General features: G+C 60.4%; 20 protein-coding genes and 3 tRNA genes. 14 read left to right on the top strand and 9 right to left on the bottom strand.

The genetic code is table 11. The features are described 5' to 3' along the window. The 3 genes from PSTU_RS0106000 to PSTU_RS0106010 all read right to left on the bottom strand — a co-directional run. On the bottom strand, positions 1-772 hold a 772-nt coding region (locus PSTU_RS0106000; protein ID WP_019340139.1), incomplete at its 3' end, for a PAS domain-containing protein. After that, on the bottom strand, positions 762-1,001 hold the full coding sequence (locus PSTU_RS0106005; RefSeq protein ID WP_019340140.1) for a PP0621 family protein: 240 nt from the start codon (positions 999-1,001) through the stop codon (positions 762-764). The genes PSTU_RS0106005 and PSTU_RS0106000, both read right to left, overlap by 11 nt. Positions 1,002-1,061: 60 nt before the next feature. Then, complete coding sequence (locus PSTU_RS0106010) at positions 1,062-2,069, bottom strand: outer membrane protein assembly factor BamD (RefSeq protein ID WP_019340141.1); 1,008 nt, start codon at positions 2,067-2,069, stop codon at positions 1,062-1,064. Positions 2,070-2,357: 288 nt separating this feature from the next. Between PSTU_RS0106010 and rluD the strand changes: the two genes are divergently transcribed. The 6 genes from rluD to PSTU_RS0106040 all read left to right on the top strand — a co-directional run bounded on the left by rluD (position 2,358) and on the right by PSTU_RS0106040 (position 7,255). Further along, entirely contained in the window at positions 2,358-3,332 is a 975-nt protein-coding gene (rluD, locus tag PSTU_RS0106015) for a 23S rRNA pseudouridine(1911/1915/1917) synthase RluD (protein ID WP_019340142.1), read from the top strand. Further along, positions 3,329-4,063, top strand: coding sequence for a peptidoglycan editing factor PgeF (gene pgeF / locus PSTU_RS0106020; RefSeq protein ID WP_019340143.1), 735 nt, complete (start codon positions 3,329-3,331; stop codon positions 4,061-4,063). Before rluD ends, pgeF begins: the two co-directional genes overlap by 4 nt. A gap of 180 nt (positions 4,064-4,243) precedes the next feature. Further along, entirely contained in the window at positions 4,244-6,808 is a 2,565-nt protein-coding gene (gene clpB, locus PSTU_RS0106025) for an ATP-dependent chaperone ClpB (RefSeq protein WP_019340144.1), read from the top strand. A 204-nt stretch (positions 6,809-7,012) separates the two neighbouring features. After that, positions 7,013-7,088 (top strand) — tRNA-Asn (locus PSTU_RS0106030). Positions 7,089-7,097: 9 nt separating this feature from the next. Then, positions 7,098-7,174, top strand: a tRNA-Pro gene (locus tag PSTU_RS0106035). A gap of 5 nt (positions 7,175-7,179) precedes the next feature. Continuing rightward, positions 7,180-7,255 (top strand) — tRNA-Lys (locus tag PSTU_RS0106040). 164 nt (positions 7,256-7,419) lie between these two features. On the opposite strand, the gene PSTU_RS0106045 is transcribed toward PSTU_RS0106040, so the two are convergent. The 3 genes from PSTU_RS0106045 to PSTU_RS0106055 all read right to left on the bottom strand — a co-directional run bounded on the left by PSTU_RS0106045 (position 7,420) and on the right by PSTU_RS0106055 (position 11,397). Further along, entirely contained in the window at positions 7,420-8,715 is a 1,296-nt protein-coding gene (locus PSTU_RS0106045) for an NAD(P)/FAD-dependent oxidoreductase (RefSeq protein ID WP_019340145.1), read from the bottom strand. A gap of 59 nt (positions 8,716-8,774) precedes the next feature. Next, a complete protein-coding gene (locus tag PSTU_RS20505; protein WP_019340146.1) occupies positions 8,775-8,948 on the bottom strand; it encodes a DUF3094 family protein in 174 nt (57 codons plus the stop codon). Between the two features lie 160 nt (positions 8,949-9,108). After that, entirely contained in the window at positions 9,109-11,397 is a 2,289-nt protein-coding gene (locus PSTU_RS0106055; RefSeq protein ID WP_019340147.1) for a DUF1631 domain-containing protein, read from the bottom strand. Positions 11,398-11,733: 336 nt separating this feature from the next. Between PSTU_RS0106055 and nadC the strand changes: the two genes are divergently transcribed. Continuing rightward, a complete protein-coding gene (gene nadC / locus PSTU_RS0106060; RefSeq protein ID WP_019340148.1) occupies positions 11,734-12,582 on the top strand; it encodes a carboxylating nicotinate-nucleotide diphosphorylase in 849 nt (282 codons plus the stop codon). 37 nt (positions 12,583-12,619) lie between these two features. Here nadC and PSTU_RS0106065 read toward each other — a convergent pair whose 3' ends face one another. Next, a complete protein-coding gene (locus tag PSTU_RS0106065) occupies positions 12,620-13,051 on the bottom strand; it encodes a YhcB family protein (protein ID WP_029404639.1) in 432 nt (143 codons plus the stop codon). A 247-nt stretch (positions 13,052-13,298) separates the two neighbouring features. Between PSTU_RS0106065 and PSTU_RS0106070 the strand changes: the two genes are divergently transcribed. The 3 genes from PSTU_RS0106070 (at position 13,299) to zapE (ending at position 16,640) form a co-directional block, all read left to right on the top strand. Beyond that, positions 13,299-13,937: an alpha/beta hydrolase gene (locus tag PSTU_RS0106070; protein WP_019340150.1), complete on the top strand. Its 639-nt coding sequence runs from the start codon at positions 13,299-13,301 to the stop codon at positions 13,935-13,937. Positions 13,938-14,038: 101 nt separating this feature from the next. Beyond that, positions 14,039-15,397 (top strand): tryptophan--tRNA ligase, encoded by a 1,359-nt coding sequence (locus PSTU_RS0106075; RefSeq protein ID WP_019340151.1) that lies wholly within the window; start codon positions 14,039-14,041, stop codon positions 15,395-15,397. Positions 15,398-15,545: 148 nt separating this feature from the next. Then, a complete protein-coding gene (zapE, locus tag PSTU_RS0106080; protein ID WP_019340152.1) occupies positions 15,546-16,640 on the top strand; it encodes a cell division protein ZapE in 1,095 nt (364 codons plus the stop codon). Positions 16,641-16,793: 153 nt separating this feature from the next. On the opposite strand, the gene PSTU_RS0106085 is transcribed toward zapE, so the two are convergent. Further along, entirely contained in the window at positions 16,794-17,786 is a 993-nt protein-coding gene (locus tag PSTU_RS0106085) for a GlxA family transcriptional regulator (protein ID WP_019340153.1), read from the bottom strand. A 157-nt stretch (positions 17,787-17,943) separates the two neighbouring features. Here PSTU_RS0106085 and nfi point away from each other — a divergent pair, with 157 nt between their 5' ends. The 4 genes from nfi (at position 17,944) to PSTU_RS0106105 (ending at position 22,408) form a co-directional block, all read left to right on the top strand. Next, positions 17,944-18,669, top strand: a complete 726-nt coding sequence (gene nfi / locus PSTU_RS0106090; RefSeq protein ID WP_019340154.1) for a deoxyribonuclease V — start codon at positions 17,944-17,946, stop codon at positions 18,667-18,669. A 70-nt stretch (positions 18,670-18,739) separates the two neighbouring features. Next, the gene (ampD, locus tag PSTU_RS0106095; RefSeq protein WP_019340155.1) at positions 18,740-19,291 is read left to right on the top strand and encodes a 1,6-anhydro-N-acetylmuramyl-L-alanine amidase AmpD; all 552 of its coding nucleotides are present in this window, start codon (positions 18,740-18,742) and stop codon (positions 19,289-19,291) included. 24 nt (positions 19,292-19,315) lie between these two features. Then, positions 19,316-20,152: a regulatory signaling modulator protein AmpE gene (gene ampE / locus PSTU_RS0106100; RefSeq protein ID WP_019340156.1), complete on the top strand. Its 837-nt coding sequence runs from the start codon at positions 19,316-19,318 to the stop codon at positions 20,150-20,152. Between the two features lie 225 nt (positions 20,153-20,377). Beyond that, a complete protein-coding gene (locus PSTU_RS0106105) occupies positions 20,378-22,408 on the top strand; it encodes a methyl-accepting chemotaxis protein (RefSeq protein WP_019340157.1) in 2,031 nt (676 codons plus the stop codon). Positions 22,409-22,452: 44 nt separating this feature from the next. Here the strand turns inward: PSTU_RS0106105 and PSTU_RS0106110 are convergent, their stop codons facing one another. Further along, complete coding sequence (locus PSTU_RS0106110) at positions 22,453-23,232, bottom strand: TatD family hydrolase (protein ID WP_019340158.1); 780 nt, start codon at positions 23,230-23,232, stop codon at positions 22,453-22,455. Positions 23,233-23,377: the final 145 nt, after the last annotated feature.

Consider the following 23,377-nt stretch of genomic DNA (forward strand, 5'->3'; position numbering starts at 1 on the left):
TGGGGTTCTCACGCCAGCGCTGCAGGCCCTTGATAACTTCCGGACAGCGAGGCGCCAGCCGTTCGCCGGTCAGCGATGTTTGTCCGAGCAGTTCGAGGGCTCCCTGATTAGCAAGCAGCACGCGTTCCTGAGAGTCGAGGACAAGGATGCCGGTGCGCATGCGTTGCAGAATCTGGGCGTTCAAGGCTTCGAGATTGGCGACCTCTTCGGCGCGCTGGCGGGCAAGGGTTTCGCTGACCTGCAGCCGTCTGGTCAGGCCCTGCACCAGGAGCGCGGCGGCGAAACACAGCGTGCCAAGTGCGGCGGCCTGGACATACTGACTGCTCGCCGCGCTGTCGCTTAGGCTGAGGTAGAACGTCAGATAGATGAGGCCGGTTGCAGCGACTGCGGCGATGAAAAAGCCGACACGGCCGTGCAGCAGGATGTTCGCAATCGCAACCGCGACGATCAGCAGGTTGCCGATACCGCTTGGCGTACCGCCCGCGAAGTAGAACAGGGCGGCTAGCAGGGTGACGTCCAGTAACGCGAGCGCCACCACCGGCAGTTCCCGCTTGGGGTTCTGCAGCAATACGGCAGCGAAGATGTTGAAGATCAGGTAGAGCCAGGCGCCGTAGTAGAACGCCGAGGGGTTGATCATGCGCATCAGGTCGCTGTGCAGATCGCTGCTGATCAGCAGAACCAGCACCAGGCCGATTACGACACGATAAAGATGATAGAGCCGAAGGATCCGTCGGCCTGTGTAACCGAAAAACGTCAGCCGTTCAGTTCCCACCCGACTTGTTGTCCTGTTCCAGATGCGCCTGGCTGCAATACCAACGGTCACTGCTCTGCAGTGCTTGCTCACGTGGCAGGTGTACGCCGCATTGAACACAGCGAACGGTCATGACAGTGGTCTGTTGAGGTTTATTAGCGGCAGCGGACTTGCTGCTGGTCACGCGGCGCCAGAGCCAGAACGCCGCCGCAATCAGGACGATCCAGAACAACAGTCGAAACAGGCCCATATCTCTACTTCCTGGCTAAGCCGTGCGGGCCTGCCGTTCTGGCAGGCTGCGGTTGGATACTCAGTCGAACAGGCCGAAGGTTAGGTAGCTCCACCAGGAGCGGTCTTCGCGTTGCTCTTCGTTGGCAGCCTCGGCTTCCGCTTCCCTCAACACAGGGCGCAGTTCATCCGGGAGATCCTGTGCGGCGTTCTCATACTGACGCACCACATCGCGGTTGGATTGCGAGCGGTCCGGCGCTTTGTTCTCGGTATTGATCAGGCCAAGTGTGGCGCGGGATAGCCAGCTGCGGTTATCGACCTCCTCCTGGCGTGGCACGAACTCGCCGTCTTCCAGGCTGGGGTGTTGCGGGTAGTTCAGCTTGAGTGTTTCCAGGCTGGTGCCAGCGAGATCGTCGAGTCCAAGGCGCTGATAGGCTTCGGTCATGACGGCCAGACCGTCACCGACTGCGGGTGTGCCCTGGAAGTTTTCCACCACATAGCGCCCGCGGTTGGCTGCGGCAACGTAGGCCTGGCGACGCAAATAATAGTCTGCGACATGGATTTCGTTGGCCGCCAGCAGGTTGCGCAGGTAGACCATCCGTGCCTTGGCATCGGGGGAATAGCGGCTGTTTGGAAAGCGGGTGGTCAGCTGGGCGAACTCGTTGAAGGAGTCTCGTGCAGCGCCGGGGTCACGCTTGGTCATATCCAACGGCAGGAAGCGCGCCAGCAGGCCGCGATCCTGGTCGAAGGACGCGAGGCCCTTTAGATAGTAGGCATAGTCCACGCTTGGATGCTGCGGATGCAGACGGATGAAACGCTCGGCCGAGGAGCGAGCGGCTTCCGGCTCGGTGTTGCGGTAATACGCGTAGATCAGCTCAAGTTGTGCCTGTTCGGCGAAGCGGCCGAAAGGGTAGCGGGACTCCAAGGCCTTCAACTTGTTGATTGCACTGGTGAAGCTTTTATTGTCCAGGTCGGCCTGTGCCTGCCGGTACAGTTCCGCTTCGCCGAGGTTTTCGCTGATGGTGTCGTTGGACGAACAGGCAGCGGTAAGGGAGAAAATGGCGATCAGCAGCAGGTGTTTCACTTGCATGGCGGCTTGCGTCCCTGTGACGGCTGGCTGTCTTGCGCTGAGCCGTCCTGTTATGATGGGCGCCCCGGCTGGCCGGGACAAAGACGCGGTATTTAAACACAAGCGTGTTGCTGAAACCAAAGGCTGCACCCGTGCCGTTGTCGAGCGCTGCTTAGACGCAGGATCTGCCCATAGGCGTCCTGCCAGTCGATCAGGGGCACCGCCTCCTTCCTCATGCAGCGGCTCATCGCCTGTCGCAATCGGTCGAATCGCACGATTGCCTCTCCAACTATTGAAGCGCCCTTAATTATGTCCACGATCACCACCCAGGCCATTCATCTCCGCGCCGAGGTGCCATTTGACCTCGGCGGGCAGCGCCTCGATCAAGTCGCCGCACAGCTGTTCTCTGAGCATTCCCGTTCGCGTCTCGCTGCCTGGATCAAAGAGGGTCAGCTGACCGTCGACGGTATGGCGCTGCGGCCTCGCGATACCGTGCATGCGGGTGCTGTTCTGGAGCTTTCTGCCGAGCAGCAGGCGCAGGGTGAGTGGGTGGCGCAGGACATTCCGCTGGATATCGTTTTCGAAGATGAGCACATCCTGGTGCTGAACAAACCGTCCGGGCTGGTGGTGCATCCAGCCGCCGGACATGCCGATGGCACCCTGCTCAATGCCTTGCTGCACCATGTCCCGGATCTGATTAACGTGCCGCGCGCCGGCATCGTCCATCGCTTGGACAAGGACACCACCGGCCTGATGGTGGTGGCCAAGACCCTGCAGGCGCAGACGCGTCTGGTCGAGCAGCTGCAGGCGCGCAGTGTCAGCCGCATCTACGAGGCCATCGTCATCGGTGTGATCATCACCGGGGGTACCGTAAATGCAGCCATCGGTCGGCATGGCCAGCAGCGTCAGCGCATGGCTGTGGTGGAGGGCGGCAAACCCGCTGTGAGTCACTATCGGGTGCTTGAGCGCTTCCGGTCGCACACGCATGTGCGGGTCAAGCTTGAAACCGGGCGTACGCACCAGATCCGGGTGCATATGACGCATATCGGCTATCCGCTGGTGGGTGACCCACTTTATAGCGGGCGTTTTCGTATCCCACCGGCTGCGAACCCGACCATGGTGCAAACGCTGCGTGATTTTCCGCGCCAGGCATTGCATGCGCGCTTTCTGGGGTTGAACCATCCCGTCAGCGGGGAGCGACTGAAATGGGAATCGCCGTTGCCGGATGATTTCGTCTGGCTGCTGACATTGCTGCAGCAGGATCGCGAGGCGTTTAGCGGGTGAGCGGCTGGCCAGAAGGCTGGATCCGTCCCGACTGGCCCGCGCCTCGGCGTGTGAGAGCGTGCGTCACCACGCGCAGCGGTGGTGTGAGTCAAGCGCCTTTCGATGGCTTCAACCTGGGCGATCACGTAGGCGATGTGCCCGAGCGGGTGTCGGCAAATCGGCAGGATCTGCAGTGTCTGCTTGGTTGCAAAATTGCCTGGATGAGCCAAGTCCACTCGTGTATCGCCGTTGAAGCCGATCCGCATAGTTGCCCTACAGCCGACGCCAGCTGGACGGACCAGGCGGGTATTGCCTGTGCAGTACTGACTGCCGACTGCCTGCCGGTATTGTTCTGCAACCTCGACGGCACGCGTGTTGCGGCTGCGCATGCAGGATGGCGCGGGCTGGCTGCTGGCGTGCTGGAGGCCACAGTGGCGGCGATGGCGGTGCCTGGCGCGCAATTGATCGCCTGGCTCGGCCCGGCGATAGGGCCCGCGGTATTCGAGGTCGGCGGCGAGGTGCGTGATGCCTTCACCTCACGCCACCCGGCTTGTTCCGACGCCTTTATCCCCAGTCACAATGCGGGTCGCTTCATGGCTGACATCTACCAGCTCGCGCGAATCCGTCTGGCTGCCTGCGGCATTACGGCTGTGTTCGGTGGCGGCTTCTGTACCGTCAGCGATCCCCGTTTCTACTCCTATCGCCGTGCCGCCTGCACCGGACGCTTCGCCAGCCTGATCTGGCTGGACTGAGCGGCTGTTCACCTGTTCCTGGCACTTCACCCCTGACTCGCTTTACGCCACCGGGCTGACCTGCGTCAAGGTCGTGCGGCTTGAATCTCCAACAATCAGCCTTATCTAAGGTTCATCTCGCAGGCTTTCGTTCGGAGTGCGTTTCATTGCACGGCCTGCTTTACCTAGAAAGGTGATTCCATGCGTATCGATCGTTTGACCAGCAAGCTTCAACTTGCGCTCTCCGATGCCCAATCCATTGCTGTTGGCTTCGACCACTCGTCCATTGAGCCTTTGCATCTGATGCAGGCACTGCTCGAGCAGCAGGGCGGTTCGATCAAACCGCTACTGATGCAGGTGGGCTTCGATATCAATGGTTTGCGCCAGGCGCTGAGCAAAGAACTCGATCAATTGCCGAAACTGCAGAACCCGACCGGTGACATGAACATGTCGCAGGATCTGGCGCGGCTGCTCAATCAGGCTGATCGTCTCGCGCAGCAAAAGGGTGACCAATACATTTCCAGTGAGCTGGTGTTGCTCGCGGCTTTGGACAGCAGCAGTCGCCTGGGCAAGTTGCTGCTGGATCAGGGCGTGAGCAAAAAAGCGCTGGAAAACGCCATCAGCAATCTGCGCGGTGGCGAGGCCGTCAACGACCCCAATGCCGAGGAGTCGCGTCAAGCGCTGGATAAATACACCGTGGACATGACCAAGCGTGCCGAGGACGGCAAGCTCGATCCGGTGATCGGTCGCGATGACGAGATCCGCCGGACCATTCAAGTGCTGCAGCGGCGTACCAAGAACAACCCGGTGCTGATTGGCGAACCTGGCGTAGGCAAGACCGCCATAGTCGAGGGCTTGGCGCAGCGCATCGTCAACGGTGAGGTGCCGGACGGACTTAAGGACAAGCGCCTGCTAGCGCTGGACATGGGATCGCTGATCGCTGGGGCCAAGTTCCGCGGTGAGTTCGAGGAACGCTTGAAGGCCGTGCTCAACGAGCTAAGCAAGCAGGAAGGGCGCGTCATCCTGTTCATCGACGAGCTGCATACCATGGTCGGGGCCGGCAAGGCCGAGGGTGCTATGGACGCGGGCAACATGCTCAAGCCTGCCCTGGCGCGCGGCGAATTGCACTGCGTCGGGGCGACCACGCTTGATGAGTACCGCCAGTACATTGAAAAGGACGCTGCTTTGGAGCGTCGCTTTCAGCGTGTGCAGGTCGATGAGCCAAGTGAAGAAGACACCATCGCCATTCTGCGCGGCCTGAAAGAGCGCTATGAAGTGCACCACGGTGTCTCCATCACCGACGGCGCGATCATTGCCGCGGCGAAGTTATCGCACCGCTATATCACCGACCGCCAGTTGCCCGACAAGGCCATCGACCTGATCGATGAGGCGGCCAGCCGCATTCGCATGGAGATCGACTCCAAGCCCGAGGAGCTGGATCGTCTGGATCGGCGCCTGATCCAGCTGAAGATCGAGCGCGAAGCACTGAAGAACGAGGACGACGAGGCCACCCGCAAGCGCCTGGCCAAGCTCGACGAGGAAATCGTCAAGCTGGAACGTGAATATGCCGACCTTGAAGAGATCTGGAAGTCGGAGAAGGCCGAAGTGCAAGGCTCCGCCCAGATGCAGCAGAAGATCGAACAGGCCAAGGCCGATCTGGAAGCTGCGCGGCGTAAGGGCGACCTGGCGCGTATGGCCGAGCTGCAATACGGCATCATCCCAGACCTTGAGCGCAGCCTGCAGATGGTCGATCAACACGGCAAGACCGAAAATCAGCTGCTGCGTAACAAGGTAACTGATGAGGAGATCGCCGAAGTCGTCTCGAAGTGGACGGGTATTCCGGTGTCGAAAATGCTCGAAGGCGAGCGCGAGAAGCTGCTGAAGATGGAAGGCCTGCTGCACCAGCGCGTGATAGGGCAGCACGAGGCGGTCGTCTCGGTGGCCAATGCGGTTCGCCGATCGCGGGCCGGGCTGGCTGATCCAAATCGCCCCAGCGGTTCCTTTCTATTCCTCGGTCCGACCGGGGTTGGCAAGACCGAGTTGTGCAAGGCCTTGGCCGAGTTCCTCTTCGACACCGAGGAGGCGATGATCCGTATCGATATGTCGGAGTTCATGGAGAAGCATTCGGTTGCGCGTCTGATTGGGGCGCCACCGGGTTATGTGGGCTACGAGGAAGGCGGCTACCTGACCGAGGCCGTGCGCCGCAAACCCTATTCGGTGGTTCTGCTCGACGAGGTGGAGAAGGCGCACCCTGATGTATTCAATATCCTGCTGCAGGTGCTTGAGGATGGGCGTCTGACCGACAGCCATGGGCGGACCGTGGATTTCCGCAATACGGTGATCGTCATGACGTCGAACCTGGGGTCGGCGCAGATCCAGGAGCTGGTAGGCGATCCTGATGCGCAGCGTGCAGCAGTCATGGATGCGGTGAGTCATCACTTCCGGCCGGAGTTCATTAATCGTATCGACGAGGTGGTGGTCTTCGATCCGCTGGCTCGCGATCAGATCGCGGGTATTGCCGGCATTCAGCTGAGCCGCCTGCGGCAGCGACTGGCCGAGCGTGAGCTGAGTCTTGAGCTGAGTGACGAGGCCATGGATAAACTGGTTGCAGTGGGTTACGACCCGGTCTACGGCGCGCGTCCGTTGAAACGAGCCATTCAGCGCTGGATCGAGAATCCGCTGGCGCAGCAGATCCTTTCTGGGGCGTTCGAGCCCGGTTCGAGTATCTCGGGGAGCGTGCAGGGTGACGAGATCGTCTTCGCCTGATTTACGCGGCGTCGGCGCGTTCTTTTGGAGCGCCGCCGGCGGCGCCGACGCTAGCGGAGCGGGTGGCACTGCTGCGTCGTGCAAATCATTGTAGTAAATCGCATTTTTTCTGTTGACAGCCGCGCCGAGAACCGTAAAATGGCGCGCCTCTGAGGGGGGAAAGCAAGCGGTAACGCAGACCACCCGAGGAGCTGGAAATGAAGTTCCGCGATAGCTCAGTCGGTAGAGCAAATGACTGTTAATCATTGGGTCCCAGGTTCGAGTCCTGGTCGCGGAGCCAAAATCCAATCGGGGTATAGCGCAGTCCGGTAGCGCGCCTGCTTTGGGAGCAGGATGTCGGGAGTTCGAATCCCCCTACCCCGACCATTTTTGGGTCGTTAGCTCAGTTGGTAGAGCAGTTGGCTTTTAACCAATTGGTCGTAGGTTCGAATCCCACACGACCCACCAAAATCGTCTCGCAAGAGACGTGAGAAGCCGGGAGATCCGCAAGGGTCTCCCGGTTTTTTTTTGCCTAAATTTTCTCCGCGCGTTTACCCATCTCGTGTCGCTAAAAAACGGGTCGTTAGTCCAGCGCCTCTCATGGTGAGCTGCGCTGGCGCTGTTTGCCTCAGTTAATGCAGCTTGAGGCGCGGTACCGTGCTGGTGCTGAGTTTGTCCCCGATCATCATCAGGCCCGTACGCGCGACGCCGTACAGCGCGATCTGATGCATCCGATACAGGGAAACGTAAAACATCCGTGCCAGCCATCCTTCCAGCATCACGTTGCCGGTGAGATTGCCCATCAGGTTGCCTACCGCAGAGAAAGTCGACAACGATATCAGGGAACCATAATCGCGATAGCGGTAAGTGGGCAGGTCCTTGCCCTCAAGCCGCCGAGCGATCGATTTGGCGAGCAGCGATGCTTGCTGATGCGCCGCCTGCGCTCGCGGGGGGACGTTGCGATCGCTGTCCTGTTGCGGGCATGCCGCGCAATCGCCGAAGGCGAATATGTTCTCGTCCCGTGTGGTCTGCAGGGTGGAAAGCACCTGCAGCTGGTTGATTCGATTGCTTTCCAGTCCGTCTATGTCTTTCAGGAAGCTTGGTGCTCGGATGCCGGCAGCCCAGACTTTCAATGCGGCCGGAATAAAGTTTCCATCTTTGGTATGCAAGCCGTCGTCGGTCACCTCACTCACTGCGGCGTTCGTGAGTACGGTAACGCCCAGGTCTCTGAGGGTCTGGTGGACAGGCTGGCTGATTCGCTCCGGCAGCGCAGGCAGTACGCGTGGGCCTGCTTCGATCAGTGTGATGTGGACGTTTTCTGGCCTGATGCCGTTCAGCCCGTAGGCTGCGAGCTCGCGTGCGGCGTGGTGAAGCTCGGCGGCAAGCTCGACGCCCGTGGCGCCGGCGCCGACGATGGCCATGTTAATGGTGCTCTGGTGGCCTTCGCTGGCATGGGCGCGCATATAGTGGCTGAGCAGCAAGCGGTGGAAGCGCTCTGCTTGTTCGCGTGTGTCGAGAAAGATGCAGTGCTCGGCGGCGCCCTTGGTGCCGAAATCGTTGGTCGTACTGCCGACCGCGATCACCAGCGTGTCGTAGCTCAGCGTGCGAGCCGGCACCAGTTCGATCCCGTGCTCATCGAGCGAGGCGGCAAGATGGACGCAGTTGCGCTCGCGTTCCAGGCCGCTCATACGGCCCATCTGGAATTCGAAGTGGTTCCACTTCGCCTGCGCCACATAGTTGAGCTCGTCGGCCGATGAGTTCAGCGAGCCGGCGGCCACTTCGTGTAGCAAAGGCTTCCAAATGTGCGTCAGGTTGGCATCGATCAGGGTGATGCGCGCCTTGCCCCGCTTGCCCAGGGTTCTACCCAGGCGGGTGGCAAGTTCCAGGCCGCCGGCGCCGCCGCCAACGATTACGATGCGATGTGTCATGGAGTGGACTCATAAGGCTCTACGGAATTCGGTTCGGCGCCAGGCGGCGATCGTGGCGGTCATAGGACCAGACGGCTCAGGAGGCGGCTCAGTAGTCCCAGGCCAAGGACCACCGCCAGAACCAGCGCAAGGAGCAGCCAGGGCCGAAAAGGCCGGCGCTCGACTTGGTGCTGAGGCGAGCTGAGGTAGCGGTCAACGCGTTCCTGGTCTTCGGGTTTCAGGCGGCTGGGCATACGCACCTCGAAAAGGGGATGCAGGCATTCTAGCGGCGCGAGGGCAAAAGCCAAGCGTGACGGCACCTGCGCATTGGCTCAGGTTTGGCGCGGTCAATAGTTGGGGCGGTGTGCCATGACGATTAGCTAGTTAGGGGAGGAGGCGAATGCCCCTCCTGATCTAGCGCCCGTTGTTGTTTTTCAGGCTACGGAGATTGCCGATCACCGATTCCAGCGCCCGATCAAAGAGCAAGGCATCGTTGAGCAGGCGAATGGCGTCACGACGGAATTCTATCGCGAGGCCCATGCGGGTTTTTTCGAGGACCTTCATGCCGGTACGGTTGACGAAAATGTATTTGCCTGTGGGCTTGATCACTGCGGCGAGCTTGCAGCGGAGCTTGTGCTCTTCGTCTTCCTGGAACTCGACCCAGCTGCCGACTCGCAGATTGTCGACCTGCGCCAGTGCTTCGTCGTTGTCGTCGAGATTGATTTCCGGCTCGTGTTCGCGGGTTTCGCCAGGAGCGAGTAGAACAATCTCCTCGTTGACCTCGACCATCGCCTGCTGCGCCACCTCGTTGGCGGTATCTTCGCGCGGTGGCAGCTCGAGCTTTTGTTCGACTGCGGTATCGCTGTGCTCGAGCGGTTCGCAGGTTGGCGCAAGGTTGGTAGGCTGGTTGAGCTGCTGCAGGGTCTGCACATGCAGCGCTTCGAGTCGGGTAAAGAAGTCGCTGGTGGAGAAGGGGTCGAACGCTGCGCTGACCAAGCCTTCGCGAAGGTTTTTCAGCAGGCTTGGCACCAGCTCCAGCAGTTGTGCGCGCGATTCGAGGTCCTCGTGGGGCGCAACGCTCCAGATCAGGTCATCCATGGTGGCAAGCGCGGCCTGCCATTGTTCCGACTGGGTACCGTGTTTCAGGCAGGTCAGCAGCAGAACCTTGCTCCACGCCTCTTGCAACAGTCGAACAACCACCTCGGGCAGTGTTTTGCCGAGCAGTCGCTGATTGAGTGCATGCTCGACCTCCTGGCGGGCCATTTCGGCCCTGGCGCGGCCTTCCTCGGCGTCCCGCGTGCGCTGCTCCAGCAGCTCGCTGCGGCGTCGCTCGTCGCCAGTGAATGCGAGGAAATCTGCGAGCAGTTCAGAGAAGATGGCGGGATCATCAACGAAGTCATTTAGCAGGCGAGCAACAATCTGCTCGATTTTCTGGTACAGACTGTCGCGTTGAACCTCATCTTGATCCGCCCAGCCCATTGCGGCTGAGGCGATCTCGTTAAGCAGACGTCTGGCCGGGTGGCTGCCGCGGCTGAAGAAGGTCTTGTCCAAGACCGCAACTTTCAGTACGGGGATCTGCAGCCGTCCAATCAATGCCTTGAGTGAGTCGGGTAGGGTGCGGTCATCGAGAATGAACTCGAACAGCATCGACACGAGGTTGATGACATCCTCGTCGACTTCACCGACGACACGTGACTTGCCGCTCTTGGCGCTGACGCGATGCAGCAATTGCTCGAGCTGACCCTGCAAGTCGAATTCATCGACCTGCAGCGGAGCACGTGACTGCAAATGCGAGAGCAGCCGCATCAGATCGTTGCTGGATATCGGGATGGCGTCGCTGGGCAGGTTGCGGGCCGGCAGCGCACTTCCGCGCAGTTCGGAAAGCAATGCCTGCAGGCTTCCGAAGGCTTCCTGAACGCCACTGTCAACATAAGAGGCTGGTTCGCTGAATTCCGCACCGGACCTTGAAGGGCTGTTTCCTGACGTGGCTGGGCGGCTCGAGCGACGTGGCGGCGCTGATTGCAACTCCGGCAGGACGTTCGCCGCCACCAGTACTTGGTTGGAATCGGCATAAAGCTGCTCAAGATCTGTCAGCACATAGCGCTCGAACAGCTTGAGGATGATCAGCTTGACCTTGATTTCAACGCCCAGGCTTCGGCAGGCCTCGAGAAAGTACAGGCACAGTTGCTGAGGACCGAGTGGGTTGTTCTTGTCGTCGAGCTTCTTGCTCACCAGCACATTCATGCGTGTGGTGAGATGGCTGAGTGGCTGGCTGGCGCGGCTCATGACCTTGGCGACCATGGTGTCGATCGCAACCGACTCTTCCAGTTCGTCGTTCTGCACCAAAGCCAGGCTTTCAAAGGATGCTTCCTGTGGCGCCGGCTTGCCAATCTCGTACTGGTTGAGCTTGGAAAAAGACTCGAAAACCTGTTGCAGGAAACTGCGCTCGATCCCGCGGCGCTTCATGCGCAGGTCACGCATGGCTTCAAAAAAAGCGTTCTGTTCGGCATTGCTGGTGGCGCGATCGGCAATCTCGAAGAGCGAGTCGTCCGCGTTGTCGAATAGTGTCTGCAATGCCAGGCGCAGTTGCTGAGCGGCTTTATCGCGGACATTGATGAGCGCGACAGGAAGTCTGCCTGCCGCTGAGGTCTGCTTTTGCTCAGGGGCTGCCTTGAGGTGCACCACTTTCGCATCAGTTCGCATGGAACACTCCGGTCGCCTGCTTTGAGGGCGCTCAACAACACTTGTCAGGCCGTTGATAGTGAATAGCGGGCAACGGCTAGTAAAGTAGTGGCATATAGCCATTTACATGGCGCCAATCTGTCGTCTGATTATAGGCGTCTGGTTCGGCAATGAATTCTGGGTTCTGTCTTGGACATGAAGCAGCTCACAGATGCTCCGCGGAAATCCTCCTAGCGGTAGGAAACCCATACAAAGCGTGAGCGTAAATCCACTTCGGCCCTCATACATTCCCTTCTTTCACCGCTGCGACAGATCAATGCGCGCCGTATACTTTCGCCAATTGCATGGGAGCCCTTCGTGACCAATCTCACTCTTGCGGATCTTTCCGCCGAAATAGAATCCAATGTCCGTCGCGCGTTGATCGAAGACCTGGGTGCCGGTGATATCACCGCGCAGTTGATTCCGGCAGAGCGGCTCGCCCAGGCGAAGATCATCACCCGCGAGGCGGCTGTCATCAGTGGCACGGCGTGGGTCGATGCCGTGTTCCGACAGCTGGATCCGCGGGTGGCCGTGCATTGGCAGGTAGCCGATGGTGAGCAGGTTGCCGCTGACCGTGTACTTTTTCAGTTGGAGGGGCCCGCACGTGCGCTGCTCAGTGGTGAACGCACGGCGCTGAATTTCCTGCAGACCCTGTCAGGGGTTGCGACCCGTTGCCGAGAGTATGCCGACCTCGTCGAGGGCACCGGTGTGCGGTTGCTCGACACGCGCAAGACCATTCCGGGGTTGCGTCTGGCGCAGAAGTACGCTGTCACCTGTGGCGGCTGCCATAACCATCGAATCGGTCTATACGACGCGTTCCTGATCAAGGAAAACCACATCGCTGCCTGCGGCGGGATTGCCGAAGCCGTTGCGGCCGCGCATCGCATTGCTCCGGGCAAGCCGGTAGAAGTTGAAGTCGAGAGCCTCGACGAGCTGGAGCAGGCGCTACGTGCGGGCACTGATGTCGTGATGCTTGATGAGTTGAGCCTGGCTGACATGCGTGCAGCGGTAGCCATGGCAGCGGGACGAGCGAAGCTGGAGGCATCCGGAGGGATTGACGACGGTACGCTGCGCGCGATTGCCGAGACCGGTGTGGACTATATTTCCATCGGCGCGTTGACCAAGCATGTGCGGGCGGTCGATCTGTCCATGCGCTTGACGCAGTAGCGCATAACGAGGCGGCACCGAGTGCCGCCGGTCAGGCTCAGTGCTTGCTCTTCAGTCCGAAATTTTCGTGCAGCGTACCGGGGACGTCCGCGTCCTTGAGTGCGTAATCCTTCGGCGGCTCGGTGAACGTTGGTGAATTGAGACGCTCGCGATGGCTGTGGTTTTCTTCGCTATGCAGCGCCGCGAGTAGCCGCTGGCGAGTCTGCTCGTCGAGCGCCAATTTGTCTGCGCCCTCTGACAGGTGATCCTGCATGTCCTGATAGCTGTTGGTCAGCTTGCGCAACAAGCTGGCCGTAGTATTGAAATGGGTAACCACTTCGCTTTGATAGGTATCCAGGCGCTCCTGCAGTTCGTCCACCTGGCGCTGCGTGCTATTCGGTGCGCTGTTTCGCGCAATCAGGTAACCAATGACGATGCCGACGATCACGCCGACGATCGGGAGCAACCAGGTCGCGAAGGTCTGTTCCACGAATACTTCCTCTATAAAAACGGCTGTGCTGTTCAGCAGCGAAACCTTGCGCTGGCGGTCGGGCAGGGCGACTGCCGGGCCGGGACGCAGCTGCTTTTCGCGGGGCTGCACCGCCTGATGCGGTGGTTTTTCCACGGCTTGATACGTTAACGTCTCGTTCCTGCCCTGTATACCGCAACTCGATCCAGCGATCACCACGCAGGTGCAAGCAAGACGAGTCAACTAGCCCCAAGGTCACGGAGTTATTTTGTTGAAACGTGAAAACCTCATATCCATAGAGGGTCCGGCCGGCGTGCTGGAGGGCCTGTATTTCGATCAGCCCGAAGCATGCGGACTGGCGTTGATCTGTCACCCCAACCCGGTCAAGGGTGGAACCATGCTGAACAAGGTGGTTTCGACCTTGCAGCGCACGGCACGTGACGCAGGCTATGCCACGCTTCGGTTCAACTTTCGCGGCGTTGGCGGCAGTGCTGGCAGCCATGACATGAATACTGGAGAGGTCGACGACGCCGAGGCCGCGCTGCGCTGGTTGCAGGCGCAGCGCCCGGAGCTGCCGCTGACGCTGTTGGGTTTTTCCTTCGGTGGCTTCGTCGCTGCGGCGCTAGCGGGTCGGGTCGAAGCGCGCGGTGAACCCGTGGATCGTTTGGTCCTGGTCGCACCGGCGGTCTCGCGCCTGGAAGATCAGCAATTGGCCGAACGCTGTGAGTTGACCATCATCCAGCCCGATGATGATGAGGTCATCGAGCCAGCGTCCGTGCATGCATTCTCTGACGGGCTCCAGCGTCCCCACGAGCTGTTGAAAGTGGCAGAATGCGGGCACTTTTTCCATGGCAAGCTGGTGGAGCTGAAAGAGCTGGTCGCGCCACGATTGGGTCAGGTGAACTGACCTGCCGCGCATACCGTGTCGCGAGCTGCCTTGGCTCTGTGCCTTTTTCAACAAACTGCCAGCTGGCTAGCCGTTTGCGTCGACTGAATCGAGAACAACGTATGAAAACCCGAATCCTGACCGGTATCACGACCACCGGCACGCCCCATCTGGGCAACTATGCCGGCGCCATCCGACCGGCTATCGTGGCCAGCCGGGAAGCCGATGCCGATTCCTTCTACTTCCTTGCCGATTACCATGCGCTGATCAAGTGCGACGACCCGCTGCGCATCCAGCAGTCGCGTCTGGAAATCGCTGCCACATGGCTGGCCTGTGGACTTGATGCCGAACGGGTTACGTTCTATCGGCAATCCGATATCCCCGAGATCCCCGAGCTGACCTGGTTGCTGACCTGCGTCGCTGGCAAGGGCCTGCTGAACCGAGCCCATGCCTACAAGGCATCCGTAGATAAAAACGTCGAGCTAGGTGAGGACCCGGATGCAGGCATCACCATGGGACTGTTCAGCTATCCCGTGCTGATGGCGGCCGACATTCTCATGTTCAACGCACACAAGGTGCCGGTCGGGCGTGATCAGATTCAGCATGTGGAAATGGCGCGTGACATCGGTCAGCGCTTCAACCACCTGTTTGGCAAGGGCAAGGAGTTGTTTACCCTTCCCGCTGCGGTCATCGAGGAAAGTGTGGCGACGCTGCCCGGGCTCGATGGGCGCAAGATGTCCAAGAGCTACGACAACACTATCCCGTTGTTTGCCAGCGCCAAGCAGCTCAAGAGCACGATTGCCCGCATCGTGACTGACTCGAAGTTGCCCGGCGAGCCGAAAGATCCAGACAACTCCCACCTGTTCACGATTTACCACGCGTTCGCCACCCCGGCGCAGCTGGCTGAGTTTCGCGCTGAATTGCTCGACGGCCTGGCCTGGGGCGAGGCCAAGCAGCGTTTGTTCGATCTGCTTGATTGCGAGCTCGGCGAGGCGCGCGAGCGCTATCACGCTTTGATGCAGCGCCCCGGAGAGCTGGAGGATATTCTTCAGGCCGGCGCCGCCAAGGCGCGGAAGGTTGCGACGCCGTTCCTCGGTGAACTGCGGGAATCGGTGGGGCTGCGAAACTTCCGCAGCGAAGTGGCCAGTGCCACACCGGCGAAGAAAAAGGGCGGCAAGGCTGCTCGCTTCGCCAGCTTCCGCGAAGCTGACGGTAGTTTCCGTTTCCGGTTTTTTGCCGCCGATGGTGAGGAGTTGCTGCTGTCGCGGCCTTTCAGCGATCCCAAGGCGGTTGGCTCGCTCAGCCAACGGCTGGTAGCGCAAGGTGCGGATGCGCTGGAACTCCGGGCCGATGAAGGAAATCAATTCACGTTGTGGCTGGATGGCGAGTGTATCGCTGACAGCCCCAGCTACGCCGATGAGCAGACGCTGGAAGCAGCCATGCTGCGCCTGCGTCAGGCATTGACGACACTTGCTGCGTAATTCCCGCAGCGGATGGGCCGATACAGCGTTGTCGGCGCGTCCCTGCTGATCTCATGCGAGGCTCCAGCGATTGAACGACCTGCGTAAATTGCCAACCACCGAGGGCGCGGCTAAAGTGTCGGCCCCGTTTCACTACCCAGACCCCGCCATGACCCCTCTTGAGCGCTATCAGGCAGACCTGAAACGTCCTGACTTCTTCCACGATGCCGCCCAGGAAACCGCGGTGCGTCATCTGCAGCGTCTGTATGACGACCTGATCGCCGATGACCGCAACAAGTCCGGGCTGCTCGGCAAGCTGTTCGGCAAGAAGAACCCGGAACCCGTGAAAGGGCTGTACTTCTGGGGTGGCGTTGGTCGCGGCAAGACCTACCTGGTCGACACCTTCTTCGATGCGCTGCCATTCGAGCAGAAGACCCGTACGCACTTTCACCGCTTCATGAAACGCGTGCACGAAGAGATGCGCACGCTCAAGGGCGAGAAGAACCCGCTGACCATCATCGGCAAGCGCTTTGCGGAAGAGTCGCGGGTGATCTGTTTCGACGAATTCTTCGTCTCGGACATTACCGACGCGATGATTCTCGCGACACTGCTAGAGGAGCTGTTCAAGAACGGTGTCAGTCTGGTTGCAACGTCCAACATCGTGCCGGACGGTCTCTACAAGGATGGCCTGCAACGTGCTCGCTTCCTGCCGGCGATCGAGTTGCTGAAACAACACACCGAAATCGTCAACGTCGACAGCGGCATCGATTACCGCCTGCGCGCGCTGGAACAGGCCGAGCTCTATCACTTCCCGCTCGATGCCGAGGCCGAGAAGAGCCTGGAGAAGAGCTTTCGCAGCCTGCTGGCCGAGCAGTGCCGGATTCAGGAAAACGAAGCGTTGATGATCGAAAACCGCGAGATCGTCGCGCGCAAAGTGGCCAGTGGCGTGGCCTGGTTCGAGTTTCGCGAACTCTGCGATGGCCCGCGTAGCCAGAACGACTACATCGAGCTGGGCAAGATCTTCGATGCGGTGCTGGTTTCCAACATCGAGCGGATGGATGTTTCCAAGGACGACATGGCGCGTCGCTTCATCAACATGGTTGACGAGTTCTACGACCGTAACGTCAAGTTGATCCTTTCCGCTGAAGTCGAGCTCAAGGACCTATACGCCGGCGGGCGTCTGGAATTTGAATTCCAGCGCACCCTTAGTCGTCTGCTCGAGATGCAGTCACACGAATATCTGGCGCGCCCGCACAAACCCTGACGGCGTTAAGCCAGCCGGTGCGCCGAATGGCCGGAAAGCTGGACGAAGAAAAACGCGAAGGCGGGTGTGAAGCCCGCCGAGCGCGCTGGAGAGCGCTACATTGGCGTTCCAAGCATTTGCCCGAGCAGGAAGGAGGCGGACGCTGTCCGGCCTTCAGCTGCTCTTATGCCGGTACTGCTGCCGATATTGATTGGGTGACAATTCGGTGTGCTGACGGAACAGCCGGGCAAAGAAGCTCGCGTCGTCGTAACCCACTTCGTAGCTGATGGTCTTGATGCTCTTGCGGGTGGTGGAGAGCAGGTTCTTCGCCGTTTCGATGCGCAATCGCTGGAGGTAGTGCAGGGGCTTGTCGCCGGTCGCCGTCTGGAACCGCCGCATGAAGTTGCGGATGCTCATTCCGTGATCGCGCGCCACGTCTTCGAAACGAAACTTTTCCGCAAAATGCTCTTCGAGCCATTCCTGAATCTGCAGAACGCGGGTGTCCAGGTGCAGCTTCTGTCCGCCAAAGCCAATTCTCCCTGGGCTGTAGTTACGTCGGACCTCGAACAGAATGTCCCGCGCCATGCCCTGAGCAATATGTGCACCGCAAAAGCGCTCGACCAGATGGATATACAGGTCACAGGCTGATGTGGTGCCACCCGCACAGTAAAGATTGTCGCTGTCGGTCAGGTGCTTTTCCTGGGTAAACAGCACGCGCGGAAAGCGTGCGACAAATTCCTGAGCGAAACGCCAGTGGGTCGTACCTTCGCGGCCATCGAGCAACCCCGCTTCAGCCATCCAGAAGGCGCCGCTGGCCTCGCCGCAAATAGCACTGCCGGCCGCATGCCGCTCCTGCAGCCAGCGCGACACCTGCGGATAGCGTTGGCTGATCGCGCCAAAGTCGCCCCAGAAGGCCGGCAGAATCACGGCGTCTGCGTCATCCAGGGCGCTGTCCACCTCAATGCGCGGACCGCTGAATGTACTGACCGAGCGCCCGTCCGGGCTGACCAATGAGGTCTCGAAGGCCGGGTTGAGATCGAGTCCCAGCTGTTTGCCGTAGCGCAGGCTGGCCATGTGGAAGAAGTCTTTGGCATGCAGCAGGGTGGATGCGAACACACCGTCTGTGGCCAGAATACTGATACGTTTCAATGGAGGGTCGGTGAGCATGCGTGATCAGGCTTGTTATTGTGGGGTTGAAGAGGGTGAAACTGCCGCGGTTCGGCGGGAGCGTCTTATTTTTTTACCTGACTGTCCAGTCCAAATTGAGGATGGCTCGTGGAACCGTACCTACGGTTGACCGTCTGATCAGGCAAAGAGGGGCACCATGACCACACATACACCACAACCTCGTGCCGACTTTCGCGGCTGGGATGGAAACACCGCTGCCGCGCGCGAGATCCAGAGCCAGCTGGCTGACAAGGTTGTACTGAGCGACGATTTTGGTCCGTTAAAGCTGATCGCGGGCGTCGACGTCGGCTTCGAAGACGGTGGCAAGATTACCCGTGCCGCTGCGGTTCTTCTCGATGCCGAAACCCTCGAGCCGCTGGCGCAGGCGTTGGCACGGATTCCGACCTGCATGCCCTACATTCCCGGGTTGTTGTCGTTTCGTGAGTTGCCGGCCGTGCTGCAAGCACTCGAATCCCTCGATCAGACGCCCGATCTGATTTTTTCTGATGGGCACGGCATCGCACATCCGCGCTACCTCGGTATTGCGGCGCATCTGGGGGTTGTTACCGGCCTGCCGACCATCGGCGTGGCGAAAAAAATCCTTACCGGTCTGCATCAGCCGCTCGGCGAGCGGCGTGGCGAGCAGGTTGATCTTGTAGACAAGACCGGCAGGATTATCGGTACCGTGCTGCGCAGCAAAGATAAGGTACGCCCGTTGATCATTTCACCGGGCAACCGCGTCAGCCTGGAAACCGCACCGCAACTGGTCATGCGGTATGTCACCCGCTATCGCCTGCCTGAACCGACGCGCCTGGCCGACCGCCTGGCTTCGCGCCGGGATGAGAAGCGCGCGGCCCCTCAGCAGGTGATGGATCTCGAATAACCAGGCTGCTTGCAGCGGGGCGGCTGCAGGCGCTAGCCTGCAGGCCTTCGTTCAGCCAGGTTTCGCCGCGATGCAGTTGGATCATGCGACAGGATGGTGCCGAGGCGTTCGCCATTGCCCTTCGCCCAACTTCAACCTGCGTCCGGACGGCGAGATTTCGCTGCTGGTCATTCACAACATCAGTCTGCCACCGGGCCAGTTCGGAACCGGAAAGGTCCAGCAATTCTTCCAGAACTGCCTGCCCTGTGACGAGCACCCCTTCTTTGAACAAATAGCAAACCTGCAGGTGTCAGCGCACTTCCTGATTGAACGTGACGGCGCGATTACCCAATTCGTCTCCTGCCTTGATCGCGCATGGCACGCCGGTGTGTCGTGCTTCGGTGATCGGCAAAGCTGCAACGATTTCTCCCTTGGCATCGAGCTGGAGGGCACTGATGAATTGCCATTCAGCGAAGCCCAGTACGACAGCCTGACTTCTCTGTGTCGTCTGCTTCAGCAAGCCTATCCGGCAATCACGCCGGAGCGGGTTTGTGGCCATAGCGATATCGCGCCGGGTCGCAAGACCGACCCCGGCCCCGCATTTGACTGGCAGCGTTTGCGCACCGCTTCAATCGTGGTGTGAGACTGCCCTGACAGGATTCGACAGATGATTTTTCTCGTGGTGTTCTTGGCGCTGGTCATCGATAAGCTCACCGATTGGCGTCGCGGGGTACAGGATGACGGGCCTTGGCTGCGCCTGCTGGCGCGCATCGAGGGCGGTGCGCAGGCAAGGCATGAGCCATGGCTGAGCGTGTTCTTGCTGGTGCTGCTGCCTGTGCTGTTGCTCGGCATGCTGTTGCTAGCGCTCGAGCCGCTGGCCTATGGCTGGCTAAGCCTGCCCTTGCATCTGCTGGTGCTGCTCTACAGTCTCGGTCGCGGTCAGAGCAAGCGCGAGCTCGGAGCGTTCCGCGATGCCTGGCGCCGTGGCGATGACGAAGCCGCTGCGCTGGTCGCCGAGCGTGATCTGGGGCTCAGTGCGACGGATGCTCCGAGCCTGCTGCGTGCTGTGGAAGCACAGCTGCTCTGGCGCAGCCACCAAGGGTTCTTTGCGGTGATCTTCTGGTATGTGCTGCTCGGCCCCGTAGCGGCGCTGGCCTACCGGCTGCTGGCATTGACCCTGGAACATGCCAAGTCTGAGGCCGTGCGCGAGCGGGCAGGGCAGTTCAGGCATGCCTTCGACTGGCTACCGGTGCGTGTGCTGTCAGCCAGCTTTGGCTTGGTCGGCAATTTCGTCGCCGCCAATCGCGCCATCCTTGATGACCTGTTGCACTGGGGCGTGCCTGCCTCGCAGCTATTGGCCAAGGTCGGCCCGGTCGCGGCCGATCTGGATGAATCCTACGTCGGGGAGGCCGGCATCGAGCGGCTCGACAGCCTTGCCGCCCTGCTCGTGCGCGCTCGCATCCTTTGGTACGCAGCGATCGCACTCTGGATTCTGTTTCTCTAACGCGTCGATAACGCCCAGCGTGAGCTGCGGACGCCCTGCATAAGTGTGGTGGATATGCCGGAATCGGCGTGTCTTCTGCCAGTTGTTGGGGTGTCAGTTTGCCATTACCTTAAGTTACACAGGCCCCGTCCGATATCCCGTATAAGTTTTCTCGCACCATTCTCTGACGAGCCCTGTCGCAGCCTCGACGCTGCCGGCAATACAACAAAAATTGGGAGACGTCTTTTGAAAAGTCTGTTGTATCCGGCTATCGCCCTGATGAACCGCCTGAGCTTCGGCATGAAGTTCAGCCTGATCAGCGTTCTCTTTTTCGTCCCCATGCTGTTGACCAACTTCTATCTGGTACGCGACTCGTACCGCGAGTTTGTGGGCACTCGCACGGAGCTGCGCAGCCTTGAACTGCTGGGCACGGCGTTGCAACTGCGCCGGGAGATGGAAGACTGGAAAGATCTGGTCGAGATCGAAGGCATCATCGGCCAGACCGGTGAAGTGCAGGCGTTGGTGACGCGCCTGGCCAATGCCGAACGAGAACTTTCCGCCCGGATGCAGAGCCTGACACCGGTCAGCGACAACCCCGAGCAGGTCGCTGAATTCAACCAGCGGCGGGATGAACTGGACGCCGCGCTGCGTGAGGCGCAATCGCAGCAGTCGCTGCAGGCCAAGGCTGCGATGGCTCGTGCGTTGCTGGGCAAGGCCCAGGTAATGATCAAGCTGATCGCCAGCCAGTCGGGCTTGAGCCAGGACAGTCAGCGCGATGTACGGCTGCTCTCCGAACTTCTGACCTCGGCGACGCCATCCATCACCGCTGCGCTCGGTGAAGGTCGAGCGGTGGGCTCCTATACTTTCGGCCAGGGTTATCTGAACTCCGATGCCAGCAACAAACTGGACGACCTCTTGCTCGAGCTGGAGAAACAGCAGGCGCAATACGCTGCCCAGCTGCAGGATGTGCTGGGCAGCAGCCCTGCCGCGCAGCGCCAGCTGGATGCTCAGGCGACGGCCAGCCGCAACTCGCTGCAGTCGAGCAGCGACATCTTTCAGGATCAGGTGATCATGGCCGAAGCCCTGGATCAGCCCTGGGAAAAATTCTACGACCTGATCAGCGCCGAGATGGCCAAGACCTATGCGCTTAATGACGCCATTCTCAGCTTTCTCGATGACGAGCTCGAGCAGCGCCTCGAGCAGAAGCAATTGCTGATGGTGCTGCTGCTGGCCGCGCTGGCTTTGGTCTTTGTGCTTGTCGTTTACCTCTACAGCGCGTTTTACATATCGACCCGTGCGTCGTTGCGCAGCCTCGGCGCGACCATGGACAAAGTAGCTGCTGGTGACATGACGGCACGCTTCACGGTGCAAAGCCGCGACGAACTGGGTGAGCTGGGCCAGGTGTTCAACGAGACCGTTTCGAAGATCCGTGAGCTCATCGAGCGCGTCGGGCATACAGTGGGCGAGGTGGAACGTCAGGCGTCGCGCGTCGAGACAGTTTCCGGCGAGAGCAACCAGACGGTGTCCGAGCAGCGCGGGCAGATCGAACAGGTCGCCACGGCGATGAACGAGATGTCAGCGACTGCGCAGGAAGTAGCCACTAGCGCCGAAGCCGCCGTCGGCAGCGCGCAGAGCGTCAACGAGGAGACCGTCAGCGGTCGCACCCTGGTCGAGGCGCAGGTGAGCGGCATTGGTCTGCTGGCGGCCGAGATCGAACAATCGGTCGCTGTGATCAATCAGCTGGCAAGCGACAGCAAAGCCATCAGTCAGGTGCTGGATGTCATCAAGGGCGTGGCAGAACAGACCAACCTGCTGGCGCTCAATGCCGCAATCGAGGCGGCACGCGCGGGCGAGCAGGGCCGCGGCTTCGCTGTCGTGGCAGACGAAGTGCGCAGCCTGGCCAAGCGCACACAGCAGTCCACCGAAGAAATCGAGCAGATGATTGGCCGCCTGCAGGGCGGGGTCGGCGCGGCGGTCAAGACCATGCACGCCAGCCATTCGATGGCAGAGGAGACCGTAAGCCAGTCGGCACAGGTTCAGCAGGCGCTCGAGAACATCCTTGGCGCGGTCGGTGTCATCGTCGATCAGAACCAGCAGATCGCCGCGGCGGCCGAGCAACAGACCGCTGTCGCCCACGACATCGATCGCAACATTGTCGCGATCAACGAGGCTGGGCAGCGCACCGCGGAAGGCGCCGGCCACACCGAGCAGGCGAGTCGCGAACTCACCGAGCTGGTCGGGCGACTGCAGCAATTGATCGGGGCGTTCCGCGTCTGATTCTTTCGCGGCTCAGTCGAGCATTTTCGGCGCGGATTGAACAGTCAATCCCAGCCAAACAATTCGCAGCTGTTGCGATAGCTCGACTCGGCCAGTTCCTCGGGACTGATGCCGCGCAGTTCGGCCAGTTCACGGCAGATGTCCGGGAGGAATTCCGGGCTGTTGCGCTGGCCAGCGTGGCTGTGGGGAGTGATGTCGGGCGCGTCGGTTTCCAGGACGATGCTGTCGAGTGGCAGCCGTTGCAGCACCCGGTGCATTCGATGCGCCTGAGGCCAGGTGCCTGCCCCGCCCAACCCAAGTTTGAAACCCAGCTTGATGTACTCGCGGGCCTCTTCCCAGCTGCCGCTGAAGGCGTGGGCGATACCGGTGCGCTTGAGTTTGTGGCGCTTGAGCGTGGCGATCATCTCGGCGTGAGCGCGGCGAACATGCAGCAGCACTGGCAGCTCGAACTCGTTAGCCAGTTCGAGCTGCGCTTCGAGTAGCTGCTGCTGGCGATCCTTGTCCGGGTCCTCGATGTAGTAGTCGAGGCCTATTTCGCCGATGGCGCAGAGCTTGTCCTCGCCTCGCAACCGCTGCAGCCAGTCACGCAGCGCGTCGATGTGTTCCGGTCGATGATCCTGTAGGAAAACCGGGTGCAGCCCCAGGGCGGCATACACGGCTGGCTGGTCCAGCGCCATCTGCCAGACCCGGTCCCAGTTCGCCTGATGCACACCGAGCACCAGGATTCGTTCGACACCTACGCTGGCGCAGCGGGCCAGCACCTCACCGCGGTCGGCATCGAAGGGGTCGAAGTCGAGGTGAGTGTGAGTGTCGATCAAGCGCACGGCGGTTGCTTCCTTTTTACGGCGGTGTGGTTCAACGGTACGACTCTTCTTCGATCTGGATGTCGCTCACGCCCAGCTCGGCCATTCGGCTGTGCTCGCTGGCGCGCTCCGGGATTTCCCAGGGCGCGTCGACGCTGGCGCGGGG

Source organism: Stutzerimonas stutzeri SDM-LAC, assembly GCF_000235745.1.
Taxonomy (GTDB): domain Bacteria; phylum Pseudomonadota; class Gammaproteobacteria; order Pseudomonadales; family Pseudomonadaceae; genus Stutzerimonas; species Stutzerimonas stutzeri_H.